The 25,295-nt window shown below is 32.6% G+C and carries 26 protein-coding genes; 16 read left to right on the forward strand and 10 right to left on the reverse strand.

Translation table 11 applies throughout. From position 1 onward, the window contains the following. Positions 1–498 precede the first annotated feature (498 nt). Both QM746_RS07260 and QM746_RS07265 read right to left on the reverse strand, forming a co-directional pair. Positions 499–2,049, reverse strand: coding sequence for an Rne/Rng family ribonuclease (locus QM746_RS07260; RefSeq protein WP_414983601.1), 1,551 nt, complete (start codon positions 2,047–2,049; stop codon positions 499–501). Between the two features lie 235 nt (positions 2,050–2,284). Then, positions 2,285–2,575, reverse strand: a complete 291-nt coding sequence (locus tag QM746_RS07265) for an HU family DNA-binding protein (protein ID WP_374360041.1) — start codon at positions 2,573–2,575, stop codon at positions 2,285–2,287. A gap of 98 nt (positions 2,576–2,673) precedes the next feature. Between QM746_RS07265 and mutY the strand changes: the two genes are divergently transcribed. From mutY to QM746_RS07295, 6 genes are all read left to right on the forward strand, one after another. Beyond that, complete coding sequence (mutY, locus tag QM746_RS07270; protein WP_414983602.1) at positions 2,674–3,663, forward strand: A/G-specific adenine glycosylase; 990 nt, start codon at positions 2,674–2,676, stop codon at positions 3,661–3,663. 69 nt (positions 3,664–3,732) lie between these two features. Continuing rightward, positions 3,733–4,290: a gliding motility lipoprotein GldD gene (gldD, locus tag QM746_RS07275; RefSeq protein ID WP_414983603.1), complete on the forward strand. Its 558-nt coding sequence runs from the start codon at positions 3,733–3,735 to the stop codon at positions 4,288–4,290. Positions 4,291–4,388: 98 nt separating this feature from the next. Further along, positions 4,389–5,309 (forward strand): PfkB family carbohydrate kinase, encoded by a 921-nt coding sequence (locus QM746_RS07280; RefSeq protein ID WP_374360047.1) that lies wholly within the window; start codon positions 4,389–4,391, stop codon positions 5,307–5,309. A 116-nt stretch (positions 5,310–5,425) separates the two neighbouring features. Then, positions 5,426–7,249 carry a peptidylprolyl isomerase gene (locus QM746_RS07285; RefSeq protein ID WP_414983604.1) on the forward strand — a complete coding sequence of 608 codons (1,824 nt, stop codon included), beginning with the start codon at positions 5,426–5,428 and terminating at the stop codon, positions 7,247–7,249. A gap of 66 nt (positions 7,250–7,315) precedes the next feature. Continuing rightward, complete coding sequence (locus tag QM746_RS07290; protein WP_414983605.1) at positions 7,316–8,680, forward strand: peptidylprolyl isomerase; 1,365 nt, start codon at positions 7,316–7,318, stop codon at positions 8,678–8,680. A 3-nt stretch (positions 8,681–8,683) separates the two neighbouring features. Then, positions 8,684–9,694 (forward strand): NAD(P)H-dependent flavin oxidoreductase, encoded by a 1,011-nt coding sequence (locus QM746_RS07295; RefSeq protein WP_414985130.1) that lies wholly within the window; start codon positions 8,684–8,686, stop codon positions 9,692–9,694. Positions 9,695–9,756: 62 nt separating this feature from the next. Here QM746_RS07295 and QM746_RS07300 read toward each other — a convergent pair whose 3' ends face one another. Next, positions 9,757–10,047: a rhodanese-like domain-containing protein gene (locus tag QM746_RS07300; RefSeq protein ID WP_414983606.1), complete on the reverse strand. Its 291-nt coding sequence runs from the start codon at positions 10,045–10,047 to the stop codon at positions 9,757–9,759. Positions 10,048–10,168: 121 nt separating this feature from the next. Here QM746_RS07300 and queG point away from each other — a divergent pair, with 121 nt between their 5' ends. Beyond that, entirely contained in the window at positions 10,169–11,101 is a 933-nt protein-coding gene (queG, locus tag QM746_RS07305; protein WP_414983607.1) for a tRNA epoxyqueuosine(34) reductase QueG, read from the forward strand. A gap of 214 nt (positions 11,102–11,315) precedes the next feature. Then, entirely contained in the window at positions 11,316–11,999 is a 684-nt protein-coding gene (locus QM746_RS07310; RefSeq protein WP_414983608.1) for a TIGR02117 family protein, read from the forward strand. Here QM746_RS07310 and QM746_RS07315 read toward each other — a convergent pair. The 3 genes from QM746_RS07315 to QM746_RS07325 form a co-directional block, all read right to left on the reverse strand. Beyond that, positions 11,996–12,496 (reverse strand): YceI family protein, encoded by a 501-nt coding sequence (locus QM746_RS07315; protein ID WP_414983609.1) that lies wholly within the window; start codon positions 12,494–12,496, stop codon positions 11,996–11,998. The genes QM746_RS07310 and QM746_RS07315 overlap by 4 nt on opposite strands. A 70-nt stretch (positions 12,497–12,566) precedes the next feature. Next, a complete protein-coding gene (locus tag QM746_RS07320; RefSeq protein ID WP_414983610.1) occupies positions 12,567–13,865 on the reverse strand; it encodes a hypothetical protein in 1,299 nt (432 codons plus the stop codon). 43 nt (positions 13,866–13,908) lie between these two features. Continuing rightward, positions 13,909–14,424 (reverse strand): YceI family protein, encoded by a 516-nt coding sequence (locus QM746_RS07325; protein WP_414983611.1) that lies wholly within the window; start codon positions 14,422–14,424, stop codon positions 13,909–13,911. A gap of 872 nt (positions 14,425–15,296) precedes the next feature. Here QM746_RS07325 and QM746_RS07330 point away from each other — a divergent pair. Further along, positions 15,297–16,124 carry a helix-turn-helix domain-containing protein gene (locus QM746_RS07330; RefSeq protein WP_414983612.1) on the forward strand — a complete coding sequence of 276 codons (828 nt, stop codon included), beginning with the start codon at positions 15,297–15,299 and terminating at the stop codon, positions 16,122–16,124. Position 16,125: 1 nt separating this feature from the next. Here QM746_RS07330 and QM746_RS07335 read toward each other — a convergent pair whose 3' ends face one another. After that, positions 16,126–16,521, reverse strand: coding sequence for a winged helix-turn-helix transcriptional regulator (locus QM746_RS07335; protein ID WP_414983613.1), 396 nt, complete (start codon positions 16,519–16,521; stop codon positions 16,126–16,128). 128 nt (positions 16,522–16,649) lie between these two features. On the opposite strand from QM746_RS07335, the gene QM746_RS07340 reads away from it, so the two are divergent. The 7 genes from QM746_RS07340 (at position 16,650) to QM746_RS07370 (ending at position 22,320) form a co-directional block, all read left to right on the forward strand. Beyond that, positions 16,650–17,099, forward strand: coding sequence for a nuclear transport factor 2 family protein (locus tag QM746_RS07340; RefSeq protein WP_414983614.1), 450 nt, complete (start codon positions 16,650–16,652; stop codon positions 17,097–17,099). A 90-nt stretch (positions 17,100–17,189) separates the two neighbouring features. Beyond that, positions 17,190–17,747 (forward strand): DapH/DapD/GlmU-related protein, encoded by a 558-nt coding sequence (locus QM746_RS07345; protein WP_414983615.1) that lies wholly within the window; start codon positions 17,190–17,192, stop codon positions 17,745–17,747. 9 nt (positions 17,748–17,756) lie between these two features. Continuing rightward, the gene (locus QM746_RS07350) at positions 17,757–18,938 is read left to right on the forward strand and encodes an NAD(P)-dependent alcohol dehydrogenase (RefSeq protein ID WP_414983616.1); all 1,182 of its coding nucleotides are present in this window, start codon (positions 17,757–17,759) and stop codon (positions 18,936–18,938) included. A 135-nt stretch (positions 18,939–19,073) separates the two neighbouring features. Continuing rightward, positions 19,074–19,580: a cupin domain-containing protein gene (locus QM746_RS07355; protein ID WP_414983617.1), complete on the forward strand. Its 507-nt coding sequence runs from the start codon at positions 19,074–19,076 to the stop codon at positions 19,578–19,580. Beyond that, entirely contained in the window at positions 19,580–20,617 is a 1,038-nt protein-coding gene (locus tag QM746_RS07360) for a carboxymuconolactone decarboxylase family protein (RefSeq protein ID WP_414983618.1), read from the forward strand. The genes QM746_RS07355 and QM746_RS07360 overlap by 1 nt, the downstream gene beginning before the upstream one ends. 18 nt (positions 20,618–20,635) lie before the next feature. Beyond that, complete coding sequence (locus QM746_RS07365) at positions 20,636–21,691, forward strand: NAD(P)-dependent alcohol dehydrogenase (protein ID WP_414983619.1); 1,056 nt, start codon at positions 20,636–20,638, stop codon at positions 21,689–21,691. A gap of 461 nt (positions 21,692–22,152) precedes the next feature. Beyond that, a complete protein-coding gene (locus QM746_RS07370) occupies positions 22,153–22,320 on the forward strand; it encodes a hypothetical protein (protein WP_414983620.1) in 168 nt (55 codons plus the stop codon). 106 nt (positions 22,321–22,426) lie between these two features. Here QM746_RS07370 and QM746_RS07375 read toward each other — a convergent pair whose 3' ends face one another. The 3 genes from QM746_RS07375 to QM746_RS07385 all read right to left on the reverse strand — a co-directional run bounded on the left by QM746_RS07375 (position 22,427) and on the right by QM746_RS07385 (position 25,259). Continuing rightward, entirely contained in the window at positions 22,427–23,491 is a 1,065-nt protein-coding gene (locus QM746_RS07375) for an NADH:flavin oxidoreductase/NADH oxidase (RefSeq protein ID WP_414983621.1), read from the reverse strand. 88 nt (positions 23,492–23,579) lie between these two features. Then, the gene (locus QM746_RS07380; protein ID WP_414983622.1) at positions 23,580–24,170 is read right to left on the reverse strand and encodes a Crp/Fnr family transcriptional regulator; all 591 of its coding nucleotides are present in this window, start codon (positions 24,168–24,170) and stop codon (positions 23,580–23,582) included. Between the two features lie 78 nt (positions 24,171–24,248). Beyond that, the gene (locus tag QM746_RS07385) at positions 24,249–25,259 is read right to left on the reverse strand and encodes a T9SS type A sorting domain-containing protein (protein WP_414983623.1); all 1,011 of its coding nucleotides are present in this window, start codon (positions 25,257–25,259) and stop codon (positions 24,249–24,251) included. Positions 25,260–25,295: the final 36 nt, after the last annotated feature.

Raw genomic sequence — 25,295 nt, forward strand, 5'->3', positions numbered from 1 at the left:
AAGATACAACTTTTAGTACAACAAAGCAAGTATTTACTTGCGTTTTTGTGCTTTAATATGCATAAGATTATTTTATAACTACTTAATTTACAGTATGATTAAGTGCAAATTGGTTTTTGTGATTTTATATTTCGTATAAACTATAAAATACACGCAATAATATTTTTGAAATAATTGATTATAAATAGTTTGTTAAATAAAATAAAGTAAAAAGATATTCAATTTGCACAATGATATTTCATGCTATTAATTTTCTACTAAATTAGAAAATAACTTTCAAAGAGAAATACGGGAAACCGTAAAATGCTAAAAATCATATAAATATTTGTAATATTTTTTAGAAAAGTTTTTTAACACCCCGTTATTAACAGGTTAATTACACCCCTCTAAAAGAGGGGAATCTACACGTGTTGTAATAATAAGATATTTGGGAACAAAAAAATCGCTGCATTGCTGCAACGATTTTATAATTTTTAATTTTTCACTCTTAATTTTCCATTAATTAGAGTAATTCATGAGTTCTTCTTTATCTGCATTGTAGATTTTAAATTCTAAATACTTGTAAGAATCTCTTGGGATAATGGTAACCCATCTTTTAAATTTTAAGAACCATTTCATTTGATGGCTCATTAATCCTTTGGTAAGGTATGCTTCTACAAACGGATGCGTGTGCAGGTACAATTTGCCCTTTTGCTTGGTAAGTAATGCGCTAATGTTTTCTTCCATACGTTCTACCACAAAAATAGGAGCTAAGATTTCGCCGTCTTTATTCGGGTTTTCTTCTTTGGTGTCTATTTTCTTTTCGGGTCTTACGCGTTGTCTGGTAATTTGTATTAAACCAAATTTACTAGGTGGAAGAATTTTGTGTTTTGCTTTATCGCGTTTCATTTCTTCGCGCAGATGTTCATAGAGTTCTTTCCTGTGGTCAGGATTTGGCATATCTATAAAATCTACTACAATAATGCCGCCCATATCTCTAAGGCGCAATTGTCTTGCAATTTCTGTAGCTGCCATTTTGTTCACGTTCAGTGCGTGTTCTTTGCTGGCAGAGGAAATGTTGTTTCCAGAGTTTACATCTACTACATGCAGAGCTTCGGTATGTTCTATCACCAGATAAGCGCCTTTGGAGCTTGGGATATTTACATGTTTCCCGAAGGATTGTTTCAGCTGTTTTTCTACGTTATAATATTCTAGCAATGGAATATGCGAATCATAGAATTGAACAATGTTTTTTCGTTCAGGAGCAATGGTTTCCAGATAGTTTTTCATATCGTTTACCATCTGTTCGTCGTCACAAATGATAGAAACAAAATCCTGATTAAAATTGTCTCGCAGAATAGCTGACGCTTTGTCTTCTTCGCTCAGAGCTTTGGCAGGAACCTTATTTTTTTGGATGTTTTTGAAGCAGACATTCCATTTATCTACCAAATGGTTCATGTCGTTGTGGAGTTCTGCTACTTTTTTTCCTTCTGCCACCGTTCTGATGATCACACCGAAGCCTTCAGGTTTTATGCTTTCGATAAGCGTTCTGAGTCTGGCTTTTTCTTCGGGGCTTTTAATTTTTTTTGAGATAGAAACCTTATTGTCAAAAGGAATGAGTACTAAAAATCTACCAGTAAGAGAAATCTGAGTAGAAATTCTTGGACCTTTTGTAGAAATAGGTTCTTTGGTAATTTGCAATAAAACTTCGTCTCCGGCTGCCATTATTTTGTCCACGGTACCGTGTTTGTCTATTTCTGGCTGAATTTGGAAGTTTTTAAGCGAAGAAGATTGTTGTTTTTTTGATGTAGTGTCGTACAGAAATTTTTTGTACGTGAGATATTGCGGACCTAAGTCCTGATAATGCAAAAAAGCGTCTTTTTCGTAACCAATGTTTACGAAAGCCGCATTAAGATTAGGAGCTAGTTTTTTAATTTTTCCCACGAAAATGTCACCCACCACAAAATCTGTGTTTTGTACAATCTCGTGTAGCTCGAATAATCTACCATCTTCAATAAGGGCAATTTTAGAAGCATCTTCTTCATAGGAAATCAAAAGTTCTTTCTTCATTTTTTCTAAAATTATTCTTTTTAAAGTTAACTAATCTAAACAAAAATATAGTTAGTGAAATTTACCGAGATAAAAACACCAACTATATTGTATTGTATTTTAACAGAGAAAATTATTTTTTCTTATGTCTGTTTGCTCTTCTTCTTTTCTTTCTTTTGTGGGTAGCCACCTTGTGTCTTTTTCTTTTCTTTCCGCTAGGCATAGTTAGAAATTTTTAATAGTTAATATTCTTAAATTATTTTACAGCAACTTTAGTTTTTACTTTCTCAACGAACGTTTTAGAAGGTTTGAAAGCAGGAATGTTATGAGCTGGGATTTCAATGGCAGTATTTTTAGAAATGTTTCTACCTGTTTTCGCCGCTCTAGTTTTGATGATGAAAGATCCGAAACCTCTTAAATATACGTTATCTCCGCTGTACATAGACGTTCTAATCTCTTGCATGAAAGCTTCGATAACTTTTTGAGTATCATTTTTTTCAATTCCTAGTTTGTTTGATATTGTGTTTACCAATTCTGCCTTTGTCATTTCCTTTTTTGTTTATAATTTTGGTGTGCAAATATAAAAAATATTTTTTGAATAAAACGAATACAAAAACTGATTTTCTAAACATAGGTTTAAAAATATTGAAATGGTACGGTTTGAATGCTAGAGAATTACCTTGGCGAAGTACCAAGAATCCTTATCTTATATGGATTTGCGAAATTGTGCTCCAACAAACCAGAGTAGAACAAGGCAAAAACCATTATCTGAACTTTGTACAGCGGTTTCCAGATGTGAAATCTCTTGTCGAAGCTAATATAGACGAGGTTTTGCTTTATTGGAAAGGTTTGGGATATTATTCCCGAGCCATCAATTTACATACGGCTGCAAAACAGGTAATGACAGATTTTGGAGGAGATTTCCCAAAACATTTTGATGAAATATTAAAATTAAAAGGAGTTGGTAAATATACAGCTGCTGCGGTGGCAAGTATTTGCTTTGATGAGAAAATTCCGGCTATTGATGGTAATTTTTATAGAGTGTTGAGCAGGATTTTTGCAGATGATTATGATGTTTCTTCGTCTAAGGCTTATCAATATTTCTATAATCTGGCGATGATGATTATGCCTGAAGAGAATTCTGGAGATTTTAATCAGGCCATTATGGATATTGGTTCGGAAGTTTGTAAACCGAAGAATCCTAATTGTGAAACTTGTCCGGTACAAGAAAATTGTTTGGCTTTTGGATTTGGAAAGGTGCAAAAATTCCCTGTAAAGTCTAAAAAAGTGAAGCCTCAAGATTTGAAATTGAAGTATTATCATATACTATATAAGGAGTATTTTCTTATCAAACAAAGAGACGACTCTTTTATTTGGAAGAAATTATATGATTTTCCAGAAGAAATTCCTGATGAATTTGAGCCATTTATAACAGAAGAAAAAACCATCAATCATAAACTAACGCATAAAAACTTGGAAATTAGTATTACTAAAGTTTCGATAGATGATAAAGCGGTTTTTGAAGAATTTGCGAGAGAAAATCAATTTATAATTACCGATTTTGAGAAATCTCATCAGAAATCTTTCCCGAAACCGTTAGAAAATTTCCTGAAAAAAGAATTTGAAGGGTTTTAGAATGCTTTTCCTTTAAAACAAAATCTGTTACATTTAATTTTCTTCATATAAAATTCATATTTTTGCAAAATGTTTAAAAACCTAGCTTTTATACTTTTAGCGTTCATTACCATTGGTTGTGCAGATGATGTAAAGCCAAAACCAAAAGGAGAATTGCGTTTAGAATATCCTCAGCCGAAATATTTGCCATTTAATAATAATTGCGCTTATACTTTTGAATATTCGGATTTTGCTAAAATCTACGATGCTAAAAAAGCCTGCTGGTACAATTTGGCTTATCCTAAGATGAAAGCCAACGTATTTATTACATATTTCCCTGTGAATAATGATTTTGACCTTCATGTGAAAGAAGTAGAAAAAATGGTTTACGAACATACCATTAAAGCTTCTGCAATAGAAACCAAATCTTTTTCTTATCCCGAGAACAAAGTTTATGGCAATCTATACGAATTGAAAGGCGAAAGTGCTTCTAATATTCAGATTTTTGTAACAGATAGCACCAAGCATTTTGTAACCGCTAATTTATATTTTAATACCAGACCAAAACCAGATTCTCTGGCACCTGCTGTTAATTATATAAAACAAGATTTAATGCACATGATAGAAACTTTCCGTTGGAAAAACTGATATGAAATTCTGAATTTTCAAAATTGAAACAAAAATAATTAACAAAATATAAAGCCGAAAGCTAATTGCTGAAAGCTGAAAGAAAAAAATAGAGTATTATGAAATTACTTGCAGTAGGAACTGTAGCATTTGATGCAATTGAAACACCGTTTGGTAAAACAGATAAAATTTTGGGTGGCGCTGCTACTTATATTGGTTTAGCAGCTTCTGTTATGAAAACAGACGTAAGCTTGGTATCTGTAATTGGAGGAGATTTTCCGCAAGAATATCTTGATATGATGACTGGTAAAGGAATCAATATTGATGGTGTGGAAATGATTAAAGAAGGAAAAACTTTCTTTTGGAGTGGCAAATATCACAACGATTTGAATTCTAGAGATACTTTAGTAACAGAATTGAATGTTTTAGAAAACTTTGACCCGAAAATTCCTGCTTCTGCGGCAGATGCAGAAGTTTTACTTTTAGGAAACCTTCACCCTGCAGTTCAATTGGCTGTTTTAGAAAGAATGAACACCAGACCAAAATTGGTAATTCTAGATACCATGAATTTTTGGATGGATCTTACATGGGATTTATTAATGGAAGTAATTGCTAAAACAGATGTTATTACCATTAATGACGAAGAAGCTCGCCAACTTTCAGGAGAATATTCTTTGGTAAAGGCTGCACAAAAAATTCATACCATGGGACCTAAGTATGTAATTATTAAAAAAGGAGAACACGGTGCATTGCTTTTCAACGATGGTAAAATATTCGCAATTCCTGCGCTTCCTTTAGAAGAAGTTTTTGATCCAACGGGTGCAGGAGATACTTTTGCGGGAGGTTTTGCAGCTCATATTGCTAAATCTGGTAAAATTTCTTTCGATAGTATGAAATCTGCAATTATCGTTGGTTCTGCAATGGCAAGTTTTACGGTAGAAGAATTCGGAACACAAAGACTAGGAAAAGTAAATCAAGCCGAATTGAAGAAAAGAATTAACACATTTAAAGAACTTACTACTTTTGAAGTAGAACTTTAATAAAACTTTAACTCCCTTTTAGATTTATTTTAAAAGGGATTTTTTATAGTTTTGAACAAAATTTTTAATACTTTTAAAGTTTAAAACTAAGAAAACGAAATACATAGATTTTTTAAATGAAAAAAGGTTTGGCAATTGTTCTTTTTCTTTCATTTTTGAGTTATAAATCTCAATATTTAATTGTAGGAAAAGACAGCGTTTCTGTAGATAAATTCAAAACAGAAAATAAATACGGTCTGGAAACAGCAGGAATTGATAATACTGTTAAAACGTACACCGATTTTAAATTACTTCAGCAGTTTGCATTAGACAAAAAAGCGGATACACTAAGCTATTTTAGAGCTAAAATGGCAGAAAAAGACCAACAACTTAGAGAAAGTTCTTTTTACCCGAAAGAAATTTTGCAATCTGCACTTAACAAATATCTTTCAGCCAATCAACTCGAAAATCAGATACAAGTTTTCTATGTTCAAAAAACAGAAGGCGATACCAACGATTATGCTAAAATTTATAACGATGTAAAATCTGGTGCTCTTAAGATTGAAGATGCTATCGTTAAGTATTCTAAATTAAAAGCAGAACCTTTCTACGTAAAAGCTGGTGTTATAGATTTAGAATTAGAAAAAGACCTTTTAACGCTACAGCCTGGCGGTTATACCAAATTAATTAATCTGCCGAATTTGGCAGCTTTTGCTAAATTAATTGGCAGAAGACCCTCTTTGGGTTATCTTACTTTTGGTACGATTTCTTATCCAAAAGCGGATGCCGAAAAAATGAAAAATCAAATTTATGAAGCGCTAAAATCTGGTAAGAAATTTGAAGAAGTAGCAAAATTGTACGGCTCTACAGATGCTGAGAAAAATAGTGCAGGTGTTGTAATGGGTTCGCCAGTGTTGCCAGATGCTGTATATGATGCTATAAAAGGAAAAAAAGAAGGAGAATATACAGAGCCTGTTTTGTTGGGAGACAAATTTTACGTTTTTAATGTTTATTCTTTAGTTCCGTATCAAAATTCTGAAAAACACAATGCTGTTTTTATTAAAGAAATGATGGATTCTCAGTATGCTGATGAAGCTTATGACGGATTAATTGCTTCTTTGATGAAATCTTCTAACTACCAAGAAACAGCAGATTTTGCAAAAGTGAAAAAATCTTATCAGGATTTTCTAAATTTTAAAAATCCTAAAGCTGTTTTGTATAAATATGGTAAAAATGAATTCACTTACGAGAGTTTAAAGAAAATGTTGGCAGAAAACTTCAAAAATGCCGATAAATTACCAAGCGACCAATGGAAATATTTTGTAGATTCTAAAAGAGATAATGATGTTTTCGTTTCTTATAGCAAAGATTTTTTAGAATTGCCAGAAATTCAAGCTGAATTGTTAAGAATGAAACAAAATCTATTGTCAGATTATATTTTCAGTTATTACATCGAAAATGAATTGAAAAATAAACCTCAACTTTTAGACGAGTATTACCAAAATCATAAAGATAAATTTATCTCAGAAAGCCGAGCAGATGGTAGAGTTGCCATTTTAACAGATATGTCTGCCGAAAAAGATATTACAAAAGAAATAGTTAATCCTAAAAATTGGGATGGTCTCAATAAAAAATATTATGGCAAACTGAATGATAAGCAACAACTCATTGTGCATTTCGAAAAAGGTGAAATGTCTGAAAATGCAGATGTCTTCAAAATAAACAAAGTTCCTTTCAAAAAAGGAGTTCACAAAGTGAAATTAGACAACAGATTGCTTATTATTGCTATTGATGATATTTTGCCACCTTCTCAAATGTCTAGAGAACAAGCGGAAGAGCAATTGAAAACTGATGTTACGGAAGAAATTTTAACAAAAACCATCCAAGAACAACGAAATAAAACGAAAATTACAATAGAACCTGCTTTTACAGCAGAACTCGAAAAGAATTTTAAGAAATAATTAGCAAAAAAAATGTTTGAAATCTCGTAGAGAATTCTAATTTTGCAACTTAATATAATTTTAATAATGATTAAAAATTTAAAATATATACTTACACTTAGTTTTTTGGTAAGTTTATTTTCCTTCAATGCAAATGCTCAGATTAAAAAAGGAGACTTAGTAGATGGTATTTCGGCGGTAGTTGGTAACGAAATTATTTTAGAATCCGATATTTTGGAGCAACAAAATTACGCTGCACAACAAGGAGCTGCTAAAACTGATAAATGCGAATTTATGGATGGGATTTTAGGAAATAAACTTCTTATCTATAAAGCTAAAAAAGATACCTTAATCCAAGACAGAACATCTGCCATCAAAGAAGGTGCTATAGATAAATATAATCAAATTGTAAGTCAGTTTCCATCAGAGAGAGCAATGTTAGATGCTTATAAATTCCGTACTTCTTACGAAATGAAAAATGCCATCGAAAAAATGGATATTGATGGATATTACTATCAACAGAAATATGGTTTAATTACCGAAAAAGTAGGGATTACTCCAAACGAAGTTACCGATTTTTATAATGCGTATAAATTTCAACTTCCGCAAGTGAAAGACGAAGTAGTACTTTCTAAAATAGCAATGTATCCAAAACTTACAGAAGCTCACAAAGACGAACTTATCAATAAGCTTAAAAAAATTAAGCAAGATATTCTTGCAGGAGAATCTTTCGAAAACAAAGCAAGAATTTATTCAGAAGACCCAGGTTCCGCAGCAAATGGAGGTTTATATACCAATATTAACAGAGGGAAAATGGTGAAAATTTTTGAAGCTACTGCTCTTAATCTTCAAGAAGGAGAAATTTCAGACCCTATAGAATCGGAATTTGGTTTCCATATCATTCAGTTGGTTAAAAAAAGTGGTAAATTGTATGATGCAAGACACATCCTTTTAAAAGCTGAACCAAATGCAGAAGAAATTGCTGCTGCAAAAGCGGAAATGGAAAAAATTAAAGAAGATATTAAAAGTGGTAAAATGACATTTAAAGAAGCTGCTTACAAATATTCTGATGATAAAAATACTAAATTTAATGCTGGTATTATTGCAGCTCAAGATGGTTCGGATAGATTAGAAAAAATTGGTCTTAATGCAAACATTGCTTATCAACTTGCAGGACTTAACAAAGGAGATTTGTCAGATGTTTTTGTAGATGATGTAAACCAAAGAAAAATGGTTACCTTAATGAAGGTTAACGACATTATTCCTCAGCATGCTTTAGATTTAGCTACAGACTTTGAAAGAATTAAAGGTTTTGCTCTAGAGAAAAAGAAAGGTGAAGCATTAGAAAAATGGGTAAAAGAAAATCTTCCAGATACTTTTATCTCGATTAATAACAGGTACAAAGATTGCCATTTCAATACCGATTGGAATAAAGCAGCAATCATTAAATAAATTATACAAACCTTCGAAACTTTCGAAGGTTTTTTGTTTTCAGTCTTTCAAAGTTTTAATATTTTTGAGAAAAGTTATCTTATGAACAAAATTACCCAACTTTTCAATATAAAATATCCAATTATTCAAGGCGGAATGATATGGCACAGCGGTTACAAATTAGCTTCTGCGGTTTCTAATTCTGGCGGTTTAGGGCTTATTGGTGCAGGAAGTATGTATCCTGATGTGTTGCGAGAGCATATCATTAAATGCAAGAATGCCACAGAAAAACCTTTCGGGGTAAATGTTCCTATGCTTTACCCGAATATTGAAGAAATTATTCAAATTATTATTGAAGAAAAAGTTCCTATCATTTTTACTTCTGCTGGAAATCCTAAAACTTATACCGAAATTCTAAAAAAAGAAGGCAGAAAAGTAGTGCACGTAGTTTCTAGTGTTAAATTTGCGGTAAAATGCCAAGAAGCAGGTGTAGATGCGGTGGTAGCAGAAGGTTTTGAAGCAGGCGGACATAACGGAAGAGAAGAAACTACTACACTTTCTCTAATCCCAGATGTAAGACGAAATATAGAAATTCCTCTTATTGCAGCGGGAGGAATTGCTGTAGGTTCTCAAATGAAAGCCGCGATGATTCTTGGAGCTGATGGTGTACAAATTGGGTCTAGATTTGCCGCAACTTTTGAGGCGAGTGCTCACGATAATTGGAAACAAAAAATTGTAGAAGCTAAAGAAGGTGATACTCAATTAACGTTGAAAGAATTAGCACCCGTAAGATTGGTGAAAAATAAATTTTTCTACGAAATAGAAGAAATCTACAAACAAGGAAAAGATAAAGATGTATTAATAGAAAAACTAGGAAAACGCCGTGCAAAACGAGGAATGTTCGAAGGAGATTTAGAAGATGGCGAATTAGAAATTGGGCAATCTTCTGCTTTAATTGACGAAATTCTTTCTGTGGAACAAGTTTTCCAAAAATTATTGAAAGAATTTAACGAGGCAGATTTCTCAAAATTTTAATATAAAGCAAAAGCTCATCGCATTGATGAGCTTTTTTAACAAAAAAATATGAACTTTTATTTTTACTTTACTTGTTCCAAAACTTCTTGTAATTCCATGTAGCCACCACCGTTGTAGATGTCGGTTAGTCCGTTTATTGTTAAAAACTGACAAGCTTGTCCGCTTCTACCTCCACTTCTACAAAAAATAATTTTAGGACCTTGTATTTCCTTTATTTCTTCTACTTTTAAAGGGACGGTAGCCAAAGGAATATTTACAGCGCCTTCTATTTTACCATCCATTTCTAGTTCTTCTGGTTGTCTCACATCTATCAAATGGTAGTTTCCTGATTTTAAAATTTCTTCGATTGTCATTTTTATTTTTTTTGAATTCTTATTTGTAAGGCAAAAGTATAAAAAAACTTACCTTCGCACTGTAATTTTTGTTACAATGATGAAGTCTTTTGCTGAAAAAGTATTTTTTTAAGGAAAATTTATGATTTTGAAGGAAAAATATAGTCAATTGATTAAAGAAAAAGCACTGAAATTTGGGTTTCAGTCTTGTGGAATTTCCAAAGCTGGTTTTTTGGAAGAAGAAGCTCCACATCTAGAAAATTGGCTCAAAAATAATTTTCATGGAGAGATGAAATACATGGAAAATCATTTCGATAAAAGATTAAATCCTACTTTATTGGTAGAAGGGGCAAAATCTGTAATTTCTCTTTCATATAACTATTTTCCTAAAGAAAAAATTGAAAGAATTGAGAATTTTAAAATTTCTAAATATGCTTATGGTGAAGATTACCACGAAGTAATTAAAGAGATTTTAAGAGCAATGGTTGCGGAGTTGCAACAAGAAATAGGAGAGTTTGGGTTTCGTGTTTTTGTAGATTCTGCGCCAGTTTTAGAAAAAGCTTGGGCTAAAAAATCTGGAATTGGCTGGGTTGGTAAAAATGCAAATCTAATTACCAAAAAACATGGTTCTTTTTATTTTTTGGCAGAAATTATTTGTGATGTAGAGCTAGAATATGATTTTGAAACTACAGACCATTGCGGAAGTTGCAGAAAATGTATCGATGCTTGCCCTACACAGGCTATTGTGTCTGATAAAATTGTAGATGGTAGCAAATGTATTTCTTATGCTACAATAGAGCTTAAAAACGAAATTCCAGATTATTTTGATGGTAAAATGGACGATTGGATATTCGGTTGTGATGTTTGTCAAGATGTTTGCCCTTGGAACAGGTTTTCTGCACCTAGTTTAGAAGAAAAATTTGCGCCTAATTTATCAAAAATGAATTTTAGAAAAAAAGAGTGGAAAGAATTAACTCAGGAAATTTTTTCTGAGATTTTTAGAAAGTCTGCCGTTAAGCGCACCAAATTTTCAGGTTTAATGAGAAATATAGAATTTCTTACAAAAGAAAACTGATTTTTCTAATTGAATTATTTCAATCAAAAAAATCAGCCATGTCTTTTTTGAACTCTTTTTGGTGCTACTTTTACTCTAATTGTAATTCTTTTTTGTGATTTTGGCTTTTTGTGCATAGAAATTAAATTTTCGTTATTAAATTTACAGCAAAATTTTTTAGTTTCTTTAATGTTAACAAAAATTAATCTTATCTAATAAAAACAAATAACTTTTTATGACTTTAAATAAAATCTTCTTCTTTTTGTTGAAATCTTTAGCTGTTTTGGTGGGTTTGGTGTTGGTGTATGCTCTTTGCGGCTATTTTATTCCTTTTATAGAGGTGCCAGCAAAGAAAACAGATGAGCCAAAAGTAATAGAAGCTTTTATTCTTACAAACGGTGTTCATACAGATTTGGTAGTTCCGGTAAAAAATGATGTGACGGATTGGGGCAAAGAACTTCCTTTTGATAATACTATTTCGAAGAGATACGATTTTAGTTATGTATCTTTTGGTTGGGGAGATAAAGGTTTTTATCTAGATACGCCAAGTTGGGCAGAGCTACAACCTTCTACAGCATTTGTTGCTGCTTTTGGATTGGGAGAATCTGCCATGCATTGCACTTATTATTTTGAGATGGAAGAAGGTGAAGATTGTAAGAAAATAATGCTTACAAAGAAGCAATATGAAGATTTGGTAAATTATATCAAAGATAAATTTGATAGAGATAGAAACGGAAAAGTAATTTTTATTGAAACAGATTCGGTTTACGGGATTAATGATGCTTTTTATGAAGCCAAAGGCAGATATAGTTTTCTGGAAACTTGCAATACTTGGGCTAATAACGGATTAAAAGTTGCTGGACAAAAAGCTGCTTATTGGACACCTACTGATGTAGGAATTTTTCAGCATTACCGTTAATTGTTTTGAATAATAAAAGATAAATCTAGTTCGTCTTTTACCACAATCATTCCTGCCATTTTCTTCGGTGGAGTAATACCGAAATCGCTAAATCTAACTTGTTGTTTCCCAGAAAGGGTTTTACCATTGTTGTAAAGCTCAATGTTGTAGGTTCTTACTTTGTTCATGAGTTTTACTTCTGCAGAAGAAATGTAATTCCCATTAGAGCTTTTTCTAAATTTACCAAAATTAATTTGTATTTGCGGAAATTTGTCTGCGCTAAGAGTTTTTCTGAAATCTTTAGTAATGTAATCGTATTTGCAATCAAAATCTGTAATGTTAAGAGAGATTTTGTTGTTTGCAGCATTTTCATTTCCAAATGTAGAAGGAGTGTTGAAACTTTTGTCTATGCATTTGAAGGTGTTCATGTTGGTTTTTCCAACAATTGTAAAGCTGTTTTCTTGCGCCATTACAAAATTAGAGAAGGCAAATAGACTATATTTTATTAAACTTTTCATATAATATTAAAACCAAAGATATTAAAAAAGGGGCAATGAAGCCCCTTTTTTGTATTATGTAATTCTTAAATTAGAATGATATTGCAGCTTCTATAACATAACCGTTAAATTTACCACCATCTAAGATGCTACCTGTAGGATATCCGCTATATTTTTGGTTCACATATTCTACTTTTGTAAGAATGTTTTTAGTCATGAACCAACCGCCACCAATGTTGTATCTTTTAACGTTGATTTTTTCTCCAGTTGTTAATTTTCCATCTACTTCATTGTATCTACCACCAATGTAAAGGTTCTCATTTTTTCCAAATCTGTAAAGTAATTCACCCACATATTGATTGTATGTTCTTCTATCTGTTTCAGTGAAATTTCTACCAGATGCGTTTTCATAAGTTCCAAAGAATTCTAAACCTTTGTATTTCACAAATGGGTTAATCATAAATGAAGTTAATTGGTTTTTGAAATCAGGAATTATTTGTCCAGATCTGAAGTTAGTTGACCCAGTTACATTTGTATATACTCCATTGCTTAAATATTTTGCAGGTTCCATTACGAAATAGTATCTTGAGCCAGCTCTGTCTCCGTCATAGAAATCTAATCTTTGAGTTTGAGCTGTGTTATAGAAAGATCCTGTTAAACGTACACGTAAGTCTTCGTTTAATTGTTTGTCGTAGCCTAATTTAGCATATACAGAAGGGCTTGTTCCTCCGCTTGGAGTTTGGTTTAGTCTTCCGTTTGTTACCCCAGCCATACCAATAAATCCATCTCTTCTATAATAAACTTCTGCAAAAACCATAGTTGCAAATCCATCCATTAGATAATTTCCAACAAAAGGGTTATTTGTTACAAAAGCATTATCGCTTCTTCTGAAGTGTGCATCACCGTAGTTAATTTCATCGTGACCAAATTTAATAGTTGCATATTTCATGAAATCTCCTAAGAAATCTTTTTTAATGAAATCTAACTTATTAATTTGTAAATAACCTCCTTTTACGTAAGTTTCATTATGGTGACGAGAAGATAAGAAAGTTCTTAAGTGTAAATTAACACCATCGTAAAGAGCTACATCAAGGTCTAAATTTGCTGTTGCTAAGTTGAAGTTGTTTCCAATAGCATATAATCTTGTTGCATCAACGTTTTGATTAGCGTTGCTTTCATGTTTAATTCCTTGGAATTGTAATGCAAAAGCTCCACCTACTCTTACTTTTAGTTTGTCAAAAGTACTTACAGTATCTTTCGGGTTTTCAAAAGCGTTAACGCTTCTTTGGTCGCGAGGATTTAAATTGTCTATTGGGAACTGCTGTGCTTGTGCAAATATCCCTAGAAATACAGTTGATAATACTGTTGCTTTAATCCATAAAGTTTTCATAATTTTCTTTATTTTGTTTGTTATTTTTATATAAGAGATTCATTTAGTTTGCTACTACATTTACTGTTACGGTTACAGCGTCACCTGTGTGTACACCTAAGAAACCTGGAGTTTCCATTCCGTAATCAGACATTTTTACAGTTTCTGAACCAGTAATGTTGTAAGAATTTCCGTTTTTAACAACGTTCACAGGAAGAGAGATAGCCTTGGTTACGCCGGCAATGGTAAGTCTTCCGCTAACATTGGTTTTTCCTACTGGTAATGAAGCAGCAGTAAAAGTGATGTTTGGTTGAGCGTCTGCTTTAAGAGCTTTGTAAGCTTTATTATTCATCATGCTTCCTTTTTCACTTTTTAAATTTTTAGCAGCGATCACTAATTTTACATTGCTAATTGCATTTCCGCTAACAGTTCCAACGAAGGTTGCTGCATTTGCTGTCATTGTCCAATCGTGTACTGAAGAAGTTCCGTTAACTGTAGTTTTTGAAGATTTTGCAGTAATTGTTTGTGCACTTACTAACCCAACTGTTAATAAAGTGATTAGAGCTAGAATTTGTTTCATTTTTTTGTTTAATGTTTCCATATTTTTAATTATTTATCATTTATTTTTCTATTGTTTCAATTTCTATGGGACAAATTTATAAACATTAATTTAATTATTTGTATTTTTTTTAATATTTTTTTTATGATTTAAATCAATATTTGTTCTAAATAGTGAATAATTAATAATTAGTAAGGGTTTTTAATTGGATGATGTAGTCGTAATTTAAAGAATGCGTTGTTAATTAATTAATAAATTTTGTTTTTGATTGAAAACTTGGTAATATTTATAATTTAATGGTAAAATTTATTAAGAGAAAATATAAAAAGTTGAGACTATATTTTAGTCTAAGCTTTTTTTAGTACCCGGAGTGGAATATTTTTTAATTTCATTTCCAACAATACATTAATATGAATTGTTTTATATGTCTTGATTGGAATTTTGGTATTCATTTGTATTCATTTCAACTTTTTGATTAAATAGACTTGTAAAATACTGTGGATATTGAAATCCTAATTTGTATGCAATTTTGAGAAAGGAATTAGATGGTAGAAACTAGATATTAACTATGTCGATTTGTTATACTTAGCACAGAGTTAATCCGAGTGTTACTATTGAAGCTGTTGTAATAAAGGTAAACAAATTAATTCAAGAGTCTGTGAAGTCAGAAATTTTGGTATGAGCGTTATCCTGCCTTTCTTCAATTAAGAGTAGGGAAGTAATCAAAAAAGAACTCAGTCATATAGATTTTTTTTGTTGTTATGGAAGTTATTTTTTTAATCTTGTCTTTATTTTAATATAGAATTTGAAATGAACTTTTCAGAAAGATAAAATGAGCTTCTCAGCAAAGTTTTTATTTTGTAAAAATCATATTTTTGTACAAATAATTATCAATGGATGTTCAAGAAAATATAAATTTTACCACGCTTAGTTATTCGGGGATATTTTTATCTTGCTTTACTGAAGAAAGTACAAAATGCATCCATTCTACACCAGAGCACGTTTTGGTCTATCTTTATTCAGGCGAACAAGTGATTGAAGACCGCGACAAAACAATCGTTTTGAAAGCTGGAGAATGTGCATTTGTTCGTAGAGATCACCGCTTGAAAATGTACAAAAACGGCGAAGGCAAAAATCTCTACAAAGGAATTTCTTTAACTTTTAAAAGGAATATATTGCGTGATTTTTATAGCAAAATGAATAAATCTGAAATTCCTCATGATGTGAAATTATTAGACGAAAATGTCTTTAAAATTGAACCAGATACAGCAATTACAAGTCTGTTTCTTTCGCTCACACCTTATTTCGACAGCAATATAAAACCTACAGAAAGTATTACAGAACTGAAATTATTGGAAGGAATTTATGCTTTGTTGAATACTAAAGAAGATTTTTACCCAATTCTTTTCGATTTTGCAGATCCGTGGAAAGTGGATATTTTAGAATTTCTGAATGATAATTATATGGACGATTTGTCGATGGAACAGATTGCGTCGTTTACGGGAAGAAGTTTGGCGACATTTAAAAGAGATTTCAAGAAAATCAGCAATCTCACACCTCAAAAATGGCTGATTAAAAAACGCCTCGAAATGGCTTATATTAAGCTAAAAGAAGAGAACAAAAAAGTGCACGATGTTTATTTTGAAGTCGGTTTCAAAAACCCGTCACATTTTTCTACTGCATTTAAAAAGCAATATGGTTTTTCGCCGACGGAAGTTTAGTTTATTGTTTTGATTTATCAGAATTCATTTCAATTTTAATTTTTTCACGATGCTGAATTCCCCATTTGGTCATCGCTTCCACAACTTCCTGCAAAGTCTCGCTGTAAGGCAATAGTTCATATTCGATAGTCACAGGATAACCTACTTCAACTTTTTTGATGAGAAATCCGTTCAGTTCCAAATCTTTCAATTCGCTGGATAAAACTCTTGCAGAGATACCTTTTACCTGTCTTTGGATTTCGGTAAAACGATTGTTTCCTCTTGCAATTGCAATAATAATCATCAATTTCCATTTACCTCCAATTACATAAATAAAGTCTGAAACCGCTGTTAAAATTGTATGGCATTCATTAGTGAATTCTTTGTTATTGGTTTGATTTTCATTGTTTTCCTTCATAAATATCATTTTAGTTAGTCAGTAACCTTAAGGTAATAACTAATATTTTGTAAGCAAATATACTATAGTTTTGTCGGGTAATAATGATTTAAATATCATTAAAAAATATTAATTAAAAATTTAAAATTATGACATTAGAAACTTTGAAAATTAAGGAAGAACTAAGAAATCTGATTGACGCTTACACAACATTGGGTGATGAGAAAAAAATTGCAGAACAGATGGAATTATTCACATCAGATGACAATTACACAGTTTATATGAATGGAGTTGTAGTTGCAAATACGACAGGAACCAACAAATTGGAAGAGGAATTTAATGGTCACGCCTCGTTAGTGAAAAAGTATTTTACCTTGAACGGACAACATTCAGTTGAAATTGACGGAGATAATGCAACCGGAATTTCTTTTTCACAAATCAAAATGATTAGAGAATCTGACGGAAAAGAAACCCTGACTGATTATAGCGTAAGATACGATGATACTTATGTTTTCGAAGACGGAAAATGGCTGATTAAAAACAGAGTTGGATATTTTTTAATGATTGAAAACAGAATCTTAGTTCCAATTTCATTCTAAAAAACTGAGCTTCTCAGCAAACAAATTTGAGCCTCGCAGAAACTCTTCTACGAGGCTTTCCTATTAATTTTGTAATCAGAAATCGAGAGTATGCAAGATGATATTTTTATAAGATTAAAGAATGGCGAAATAGTTTTACCAGATGATTCTCAGATTCATCTTTTGCGGGAAAAGTCTTACCAAACCAGAGAATTGCTTCTTCAATTAAATCAATCGAAAAATGTAGAAGAGATTCAAAATTATTTAAACCAGATCACTGGCGAAGAAAATAATTCAGTGGCAATTTTCACTCCAATTTATATCAATTATGGTAAGAATTTGAAAATAGGAAAAAACGTTTTTATCAATTTTGACTGCACTTTTCTAGACTTGGGCGGAATCACGATTGAAGACGATGTTTTTATCGGTCCGAAAGTCAGTCTGGTTACAGAAAATCATCCTTTAAATCCCGAACATAGAAAAGGCTTAATCTGCGAACCAATTCTTATCAAAAGAAATGCCTGGATTGGAGCAAACGCAACCATTTTAGCTGGAGTTACAATTGGCAAAAATGCCGTTGTTGCAGCGGGAGCAGTGGTTTCAAAAGACGTTCCCGATAATGCAGTTGTAGGCGGAGTTCCTGCGAAAATTATTAAAACAATCAAATAATATTAATTAATGGAAGAAAATAACAACACAACCAGAAGAAAATTCATTCAGCAGACCGCTTTGGCGAGTGCAGGATTGGTATTGGTCAATCCGCTGAATATTTTAGGACAGAATAACAATTTAAATAGTATGAGTAAAAATATTAAATCTAAAGGCTACGCAGCCAAAGATAATTCAGGGAAATTAAGTGCGTGGGAATTTGAAAGAAGACCTGTCGGCGACAATGATATTTTAATTGATATCAAATTTGCGAGCATTTGCCATTCCGATATTCATCAGATGAAAGGCGATTGGGGCGACCAACAATATCCGCAAGTTCCTGGGCACGAAATTGTCGGAATTGTTTCTGCAATCGGAAAAAATGTAACCAAATTCAAAGTGGGCGACAGAGCAGGAGTCGGTTGTATGGTCGACAGTTGTATGGAATGCGAAAGCTGTAATCACGGCGAAGAACATTTCTGCGACAACGGGAAAACGCTTTTCACTTACGGAAATCCCGATAAAACCTCGCCTTCAGGAATTACACAAGGCGGATATTCCAACAATATTGTGGTGAGAGACCATTTTGCGGTTCATATTCCCGAGCATATTTCTTTGCAGGAAGCAGCGCCGTTGTTGTGTGCAGGAATTACGACTTATTCGCCGATTATGAATGCGAATTTTAAAATCGGAGACAAAGTGGGTGTTGCGGGAATTGGCGGTTTGGGACATTTGGCAGTGAAAATTGCGGTTTCAAAAGGTGCGGAAGTTTACGCTTTCACAACTTCGAAAGATAAAGTGAATGATATTCTCGCTTTTGGAGCGAAAGAAGTGATTGTGGTTGATAATTTAGACAAATTGAAACCTTACAAAGGCAAACTGGATTATATGATTTCCACGATTCCAGCGCAGTTTGATTTGGCAACGTACAGTTCTGTCGTGAAACCTTACGGACATTTTACACAAGTCGGAATGCCGATTGGTTTTGAATTGACTTTAAGTAATATCGGTTTAGCGAATACGAGAGTCAATTTCAATGCGTCATTAATTGGCGGAATTCCCGAAACTCAGGAGGTTGTTCATTATTGTGCAGACAACAATGTTTTACCAAAAATTGAAGTTATTAAAGCAGAACAAATAAACGATGCTTGGACGAAAGTCTTGAGTAAACAAGCGCGTTACAGATACGTGATTGATGCATCAACTTTTTAAATAATTGAAATCATCGGGAGTAGAAATGCTCCCGTTTTTTATTCAATCAGTAAAAATGGTAAGCAATTCCGTAATCAATATAATAAAAATCTGACCGAATGGACAGAACTTTGTTTAATATTAAAAAGTATCAAAATGAAATATTTTTTAACAATAATTCTATTTGTGTTTGGGCAATTTGCTTTGGCGCAAAAGGCAAAAAATCAAAATAAAATGAATACAGACATTCCTAAAATAAGTGATTTTCCGACAGGTGAAGAAAACACTGGTTTTGCTCAGTACTTTACTGGTAAATCCTATTTGGCTCCATTGACGAGCAATAAAGATTTAAATGTTCCACTTTCAAATGTCACATTTGAACCGAGTTGCAGAAACAATTGGCACAGTCACACTGGCGGACAACTTTTGATTGTGGTTGGTGGCGAAGGTTTGTATCAGGAAAGAGGAAAGCCTGCCCGTCATTTGAAAGTTGGTGATATCGTAGAAATTGCTCCATATGTTGAACATTGGCACGGTGCAACTGCTACGAGTTGGTTTTCGCATTTAGCAACGAATGGTAATCCTCAAACCAATCAAAATACTTGGCTGGAAGCAGTTTCAGATGAAGTTTATAAAGAAGCTAATCTTCAAATTAAGCCTTAATGAGATTTAAAATTTTCACTTTACTATTTACCACATTCACATTACTTATGAATGCTCAAAATCAACAAAATCTTGATAAAAAACAATCGAGTCTTGTTTCAATTTCTTCATTGACTGCAATCGGAAATATCGAAGATTTAAAATTGGAATTAAATAAAGCATTAGATTCTGGTTTGGCCATAAATGAAATCAAAGAAGCTTTGGTACAATTGTATGCTTACTGCGGTTTTCCGAGAAGTTTGAATGCTATCAATACTTTTAAAACTGTTCTTGATGAAAGAAAAGCAAAAGGAATTAATGACATCGAAGGCAAAAAAATCATCGTCGAAAATAATGTTGAAGATAAATATGAGCAAGGCAGAAAAACTTTAGAAACATTATCAAAAACATCTCAATCGAAGCCTGCAAAAGGTTTTGGAGAATTTGCTCCTAGAATTGATACTTTTTTGAAGGAACATTTATTTGCCGATATTTTTGTGAGTGATGTTCTGACGTATCAGCAAAGAGAATTGGTTACGATTTCAGCTTTAGCTTCTTTAAATGGTGTTGAATCTCAATTGCAATCACATATCGGGATTGGAAAAAATACAGGAATTACGGATAAGCAATTAGAACAATTAGCAGATTTGATACAAGAATTTGTCAGTAAAACTCAAGCCAATACAGTTCGGAAAATCATTGGAAAACCCCTTGTCCCGATTATTGAAAACGATATGATGATTCGTATTTCGGAAATAGAAATTGTTCCCGAATTTTTGGAAGAATACAAATCGATTCTGAAAGAGGAAGCTTCAGCTTCAGTGAAATTAGAAAAAGGGGTCATTGCCATTTTTCCAATGTTTCAGCAGAAAAATCCGAATCAAATCAGAATTGTAGAAATGTATGCAGATAAAGAAGCATATCAATTCCATTTGCAGACGCCACATTTTCAACATTACAAAACATCGACTTTAAAGATGGTGAAATCTTTGGAATTGATTGATATGACTGTAATTGATTCGGAAACGATGCAGGATATTTTTAAAAAATTAAAATAAATATTAGACTTAATAAAAATGGAAACACAACAAGTAAAAGCATACGGAACTACGGCTGTAGAAGAGCCATTACATGAAATTACAATTACCAGAAGAACTGTTCAACCTCATGATGTGGAGTTCGAAATTTTATACTGCGGAATTTGCCATAGTGATTTACACCAAATTAAAGGTGATTTCGGAGCTTTTCCTCCTCCAATAGTTCCGGGACACGAGATTTTAGGACGTGTAACAGCTGTTGGAGCTCATGTTAAAAATTTTAAAATTGGAGATTTGGCAGGAGTTGGCTGTATTGTTGATAGCTGTGGACACTGCGAATATTGTGAAGACGGAATTGAACAATTTTGTGATGAAGGAGTAACTTTTTCTTTCAATAGTCCAGATAAAATATCTGGCGGACATACTTTCGGAGGATTTTCTAAAACATATGTTTGTAATGAAAGATATGTACTAAAAATGCCAGCTTTTGAAAATTTAGCAGCAGCAGCACCTTTGCTTTGTGCTGGAATTACGGTTTACTCTCCTTTGAAACATTGGGGAGCTGGTCCTGGCAAAAAAGTAGGAGTTTTAGGAATCGGCGGATTGGGACATATGGCGATTAAAATTGCAAAAGCAATGGGCGCTGAGGTGGTAGTTTTCACAACTTCTCCAAGTAAAGTTGAAGATGCAAAAAGATTAGGAGCAGACGAAGCTGTTTTGTCTTCTGATGCAGAAGCAATGGCAAAATATAACAGAAAATTACATTTTATTGTAGATACAGTTTCTGCAAAACACGATGTAAATGTTTATCTTAATCTGCTTCGTCACGACGGAACAGTAGTTTTGGTGGGGCTTCCTCCAGAGCCATTAGAAATTGGAGCTTTCAATGTGGTGAGCGGAAGAAGAAGTTTTGCTGGTTCTAATATTGGAGGTATTGCTGAAACTCAGGAAATGTTAGATTTTTGTTTTGAACATAACATTACAGCAGAAAGTGAAATTATTAACATTCAGGATATAAACAAAGCTTTTGAACGTTTAGAAAAAGGAGATGTAAAGTATCGTTTTGTTATTGATATGGCTTCGTTAGAAAAATAATTTAATAAAGTAGAATAAACAATGGTAATGAAAATTTTGCCATTACAAGCAGAAGTCTTTACTGTTGAATAATTGATAAAAAAGTAAATATTTGTTTCACATTTTATGTTTTTTATGATTTGACTAGTCCTAAAAAACAGATATAGATTATAGGACAAAAATAAATAGTCAAACCAAAGCAATCAAGTTTTTGCTTTGGTTTTTATTTTTTTACGGTTGTTTAAAGTTTGTAGGATTGTATTATTTTTATCTTGTCTTTTTGTTTATTTCGGAATGGTCACAGCTAAATGATATAGTATTTCTGAAAAAATGAAAAGCGAGATTAGAGCTACTTTTTTTGCGAAAATATTGTTTTATTGGAAGTTTTATTCTCCTTTTTTGAAAAACGCTGTTATTTTTTCTGTATAAATATCTTTTCTGGTTCTTAAATCATCCGATGTATCTGGCAAAACTCCTATGGTATGGAATCTGCCTCCGTTGGGATTAGTGACTTTAATTCCTATAAAAATTATGAAAAAATCTTGGTAAGAGGTAAAAAATATGATTTGGTTAATTTACAAAGAGAAACATCTAATTATAAAAATTTATTTAATATTTATACAGATTTAAAAAATTATAAAAAAACGTAATAAAAGAGCATATATTCCTAAAGCAATTCAATTGCAAATAACCAGAACGTTTCACATTAAGTTGATTAACCTTTTTTTAACCTATAGTTCCATAAGTTCAAAAAATTTAATTAAAACCTCTTTTATATTGCCACGGAATATTAGGATTTTCTTCTAATTCTAGTGCAGCATGAAGGGCAAAATAGGGGTTTCGAAGATATTCTCTTGCAATTACAACTGCATCTGCTTGTCCGTTTTCAATAATTTCATTTGCTTGTTTGGCATCAATAATCATCCCAACGGCTCCTACCGGAATCTCGATAGTTTCTTTAATGGCAGTGGCCAAAGGCAATTGATAACTTGGTTTTACAATGTTAGGATTTACATGCACAAATCCACCTCCAGAAGCCGTGACAAAATCTACACCATGAGCCTTCAAAATTGGAGCCAAACGAATACTGTCTTCTAGTAGCCAAGCATCGGGAGAATTACTGTAATCTATCGCCGAAAGCCTTAATAGCAATGGCATTTCAGAGGGTATAACAGTTCTTATGGCATCTACAACTTCTATCAACAAACGAATTCTGTTTTCAAAAGAACCGCCATATTCATCGGTACGTTTGTTAATCAAAGCAGAATAAAATTGATGTAACAAATAGCCATGTGCAGCGTGCAATTCTATGGTGTCAAAACCTGCTTCTACGGCATTTTTTGCCGATTGAGCAAAATCTTCTATAACTTTTTTTATATCTTCTAAAGTCATTGCTTTAGGCTGATGGTAGTTGATGGGTGTTGCAGAAGAACTTTTAGGTATCCAACCACCATTTTCTATTGACAAAGGAGTGAAACCATCATTGGGATGTGTTGTGCTTGCTTTTCCTCCTGCGTGCCATAGCTGAACACCAATTTTTGCATTTTGCTCGTGAACAAAATTAGTGATATTTTTCCAAGCGTTAATTTGGTCTTCGGTCCAAATACCAACATCATTCGGGGTACACATTGCTTCGGGAGAAATTGCAGTACATTCGGTTAAAATTAAGGCGGCTCCTCCTACCGCTCTACTGCCCAAATGTACCAAATGCCATTTGCCAGGAATACCATCTAAAGCACTGTATTGCTGCATGGGAGAAAGAAAAATTCTGTTTTTTAAGGATAAGCTTCTCAGTTGAAGTGGACTAAATAATGTACTCATTTTTTATTATTTTAATTTAATGAAGCAAAATTATTTTACTCAGATATAATTAAAAATGAAGTAGATTAAAAAAATATATTGAACTGGATTAACTTTTTTTACCAATCCTCTGATTACGAATTTTAGAAAGAAATTCTGTACTCATTCCAAGAAATGAAGCGATGATGTATTGTGGAATTTCGTGAACAAATTTTGGGTAATTTTTCTCAAAAGCCTCATATCTTTGCTGAGCGCTTTGGGTATGTTGTGAGATAATACGACGTTGCTGAGCAGCTAATCCACGCTCGGCAATAATCCTAAAAAAGGTTTCAAAAAGAGGATTAGATGCTTTTAGTTTTTGTTCATCAGTAAAGCTCAATTGTAAAACAGTAGCATTAGAAATAGCTTCTACAAAAAGTGTAGCAGGCTGTTGGTAGATAAAACTATTATAATCGGTAATCCACCAATCTTCTACTGCCAAAGCAATAGTAATTTCTTGCCCAGAATCGGTAACAACAAAAGAACGCAAAGCTCCATCCAGCAAGTAATATCTGTGCTGTGCTATAAATCCTGGCTGAACAATAAGTTGTTTTTTGCGGAGTTTCTTTTCTTGAAAATAGGATACAAACTCTTGTATTTCTTCATTAGAAATACTTATTCTAGAGAGTAGATATTGTAGAAGTTTGTCTTTTCCTTCCATTGCAATTCAAAATTAGGAAAAAATATTGATTTGACTAGTCCTAAAAAATGGATACATATTATAGGACTAGTCATTTATTTATTCTTTTATTATTTTTTCAGAGAAAATACCTGTTTCTGTATTCACTTTAACTATGTAAATTCCTTTTTTCAAAGTTTGTATATCTATTTTAGATAGATTAGAATTTAGAATTAATTTTCCGCTAATATCAAAAATTTGCACTGTATTAATTTTGCTTTTAGATTTTATATTAACAAAATCAGATACAGGATTTGGGAATATTTTTAAAGTAATATCTTTTTCGTTAAGTGGCTTATCTACAGATAATGCAGTACTATTTGTAGCTTCTACAAGATAATTATCAAAAGCACTTATATATTCTGTAGTCAGTTGAGTGTTTGCAGATGGCATATATACCATATTGAATAGAGTAGGATAAGAGCTGGGAACAACTGTTGTACTGATATTGGTGAAAAAATTACCTTCAGGCGTTACCCAATTTACTTGTCCTGTATCTGCATTATAATAGTAGCTTACGGTAAACCAAGTGTTTTGAGGGTAAATAGTACTGCCTAATGCAAAATGATTAAGGCTATAATTGGTTCCGTTTTTCATAGTTGCATGACCATAGATTTTCCCATCTTTATAATTGTAATAGATACCTGCCAAAATACCCGTTGTGCTAGTTCCTGCCATAAAACCAGTAATATTACTTCTGAATTGGTCTTCTGTAGAAATGCTAGATGGACTACCGGTGTAGATGTCAACTTTTCCTCGGATAATGTTATTGCCATAAGTTCTTGTATTCCAAGAGAGGTTGGCTTGTGATACTTGTCTTACACTTGTAGAAGGACCATCTAAACCAGATTTTATTTGAAGTGATTTTTTGTGTGCTACATCAATTTCTACAATTTGATAGTCTGATGCAGTTCCACCACTTAGATAAAAATTGTCCTGGCCTGGAGTCCCGAATACAAAATTAGATCCCACATCTCCGTTTGTAAGGTCGTTCATATCGCCTGAAACTAAAGTTTGTGCTTTGGATAAGAGAATACATAATCCAAGGGCAAAGAAAAGAATTTTTTTCATCGAATTATTATTTGTTAAGTTAGTATATGGTTTTTA

This window comes from Cloacibacterium sp. (assembly GCF_047601505.1).
Lineage (GTDB): Bacteria > Bacteroidota > Bacteroidia > Flavobacteriales > Weeksellaceae > Cloacibacterium.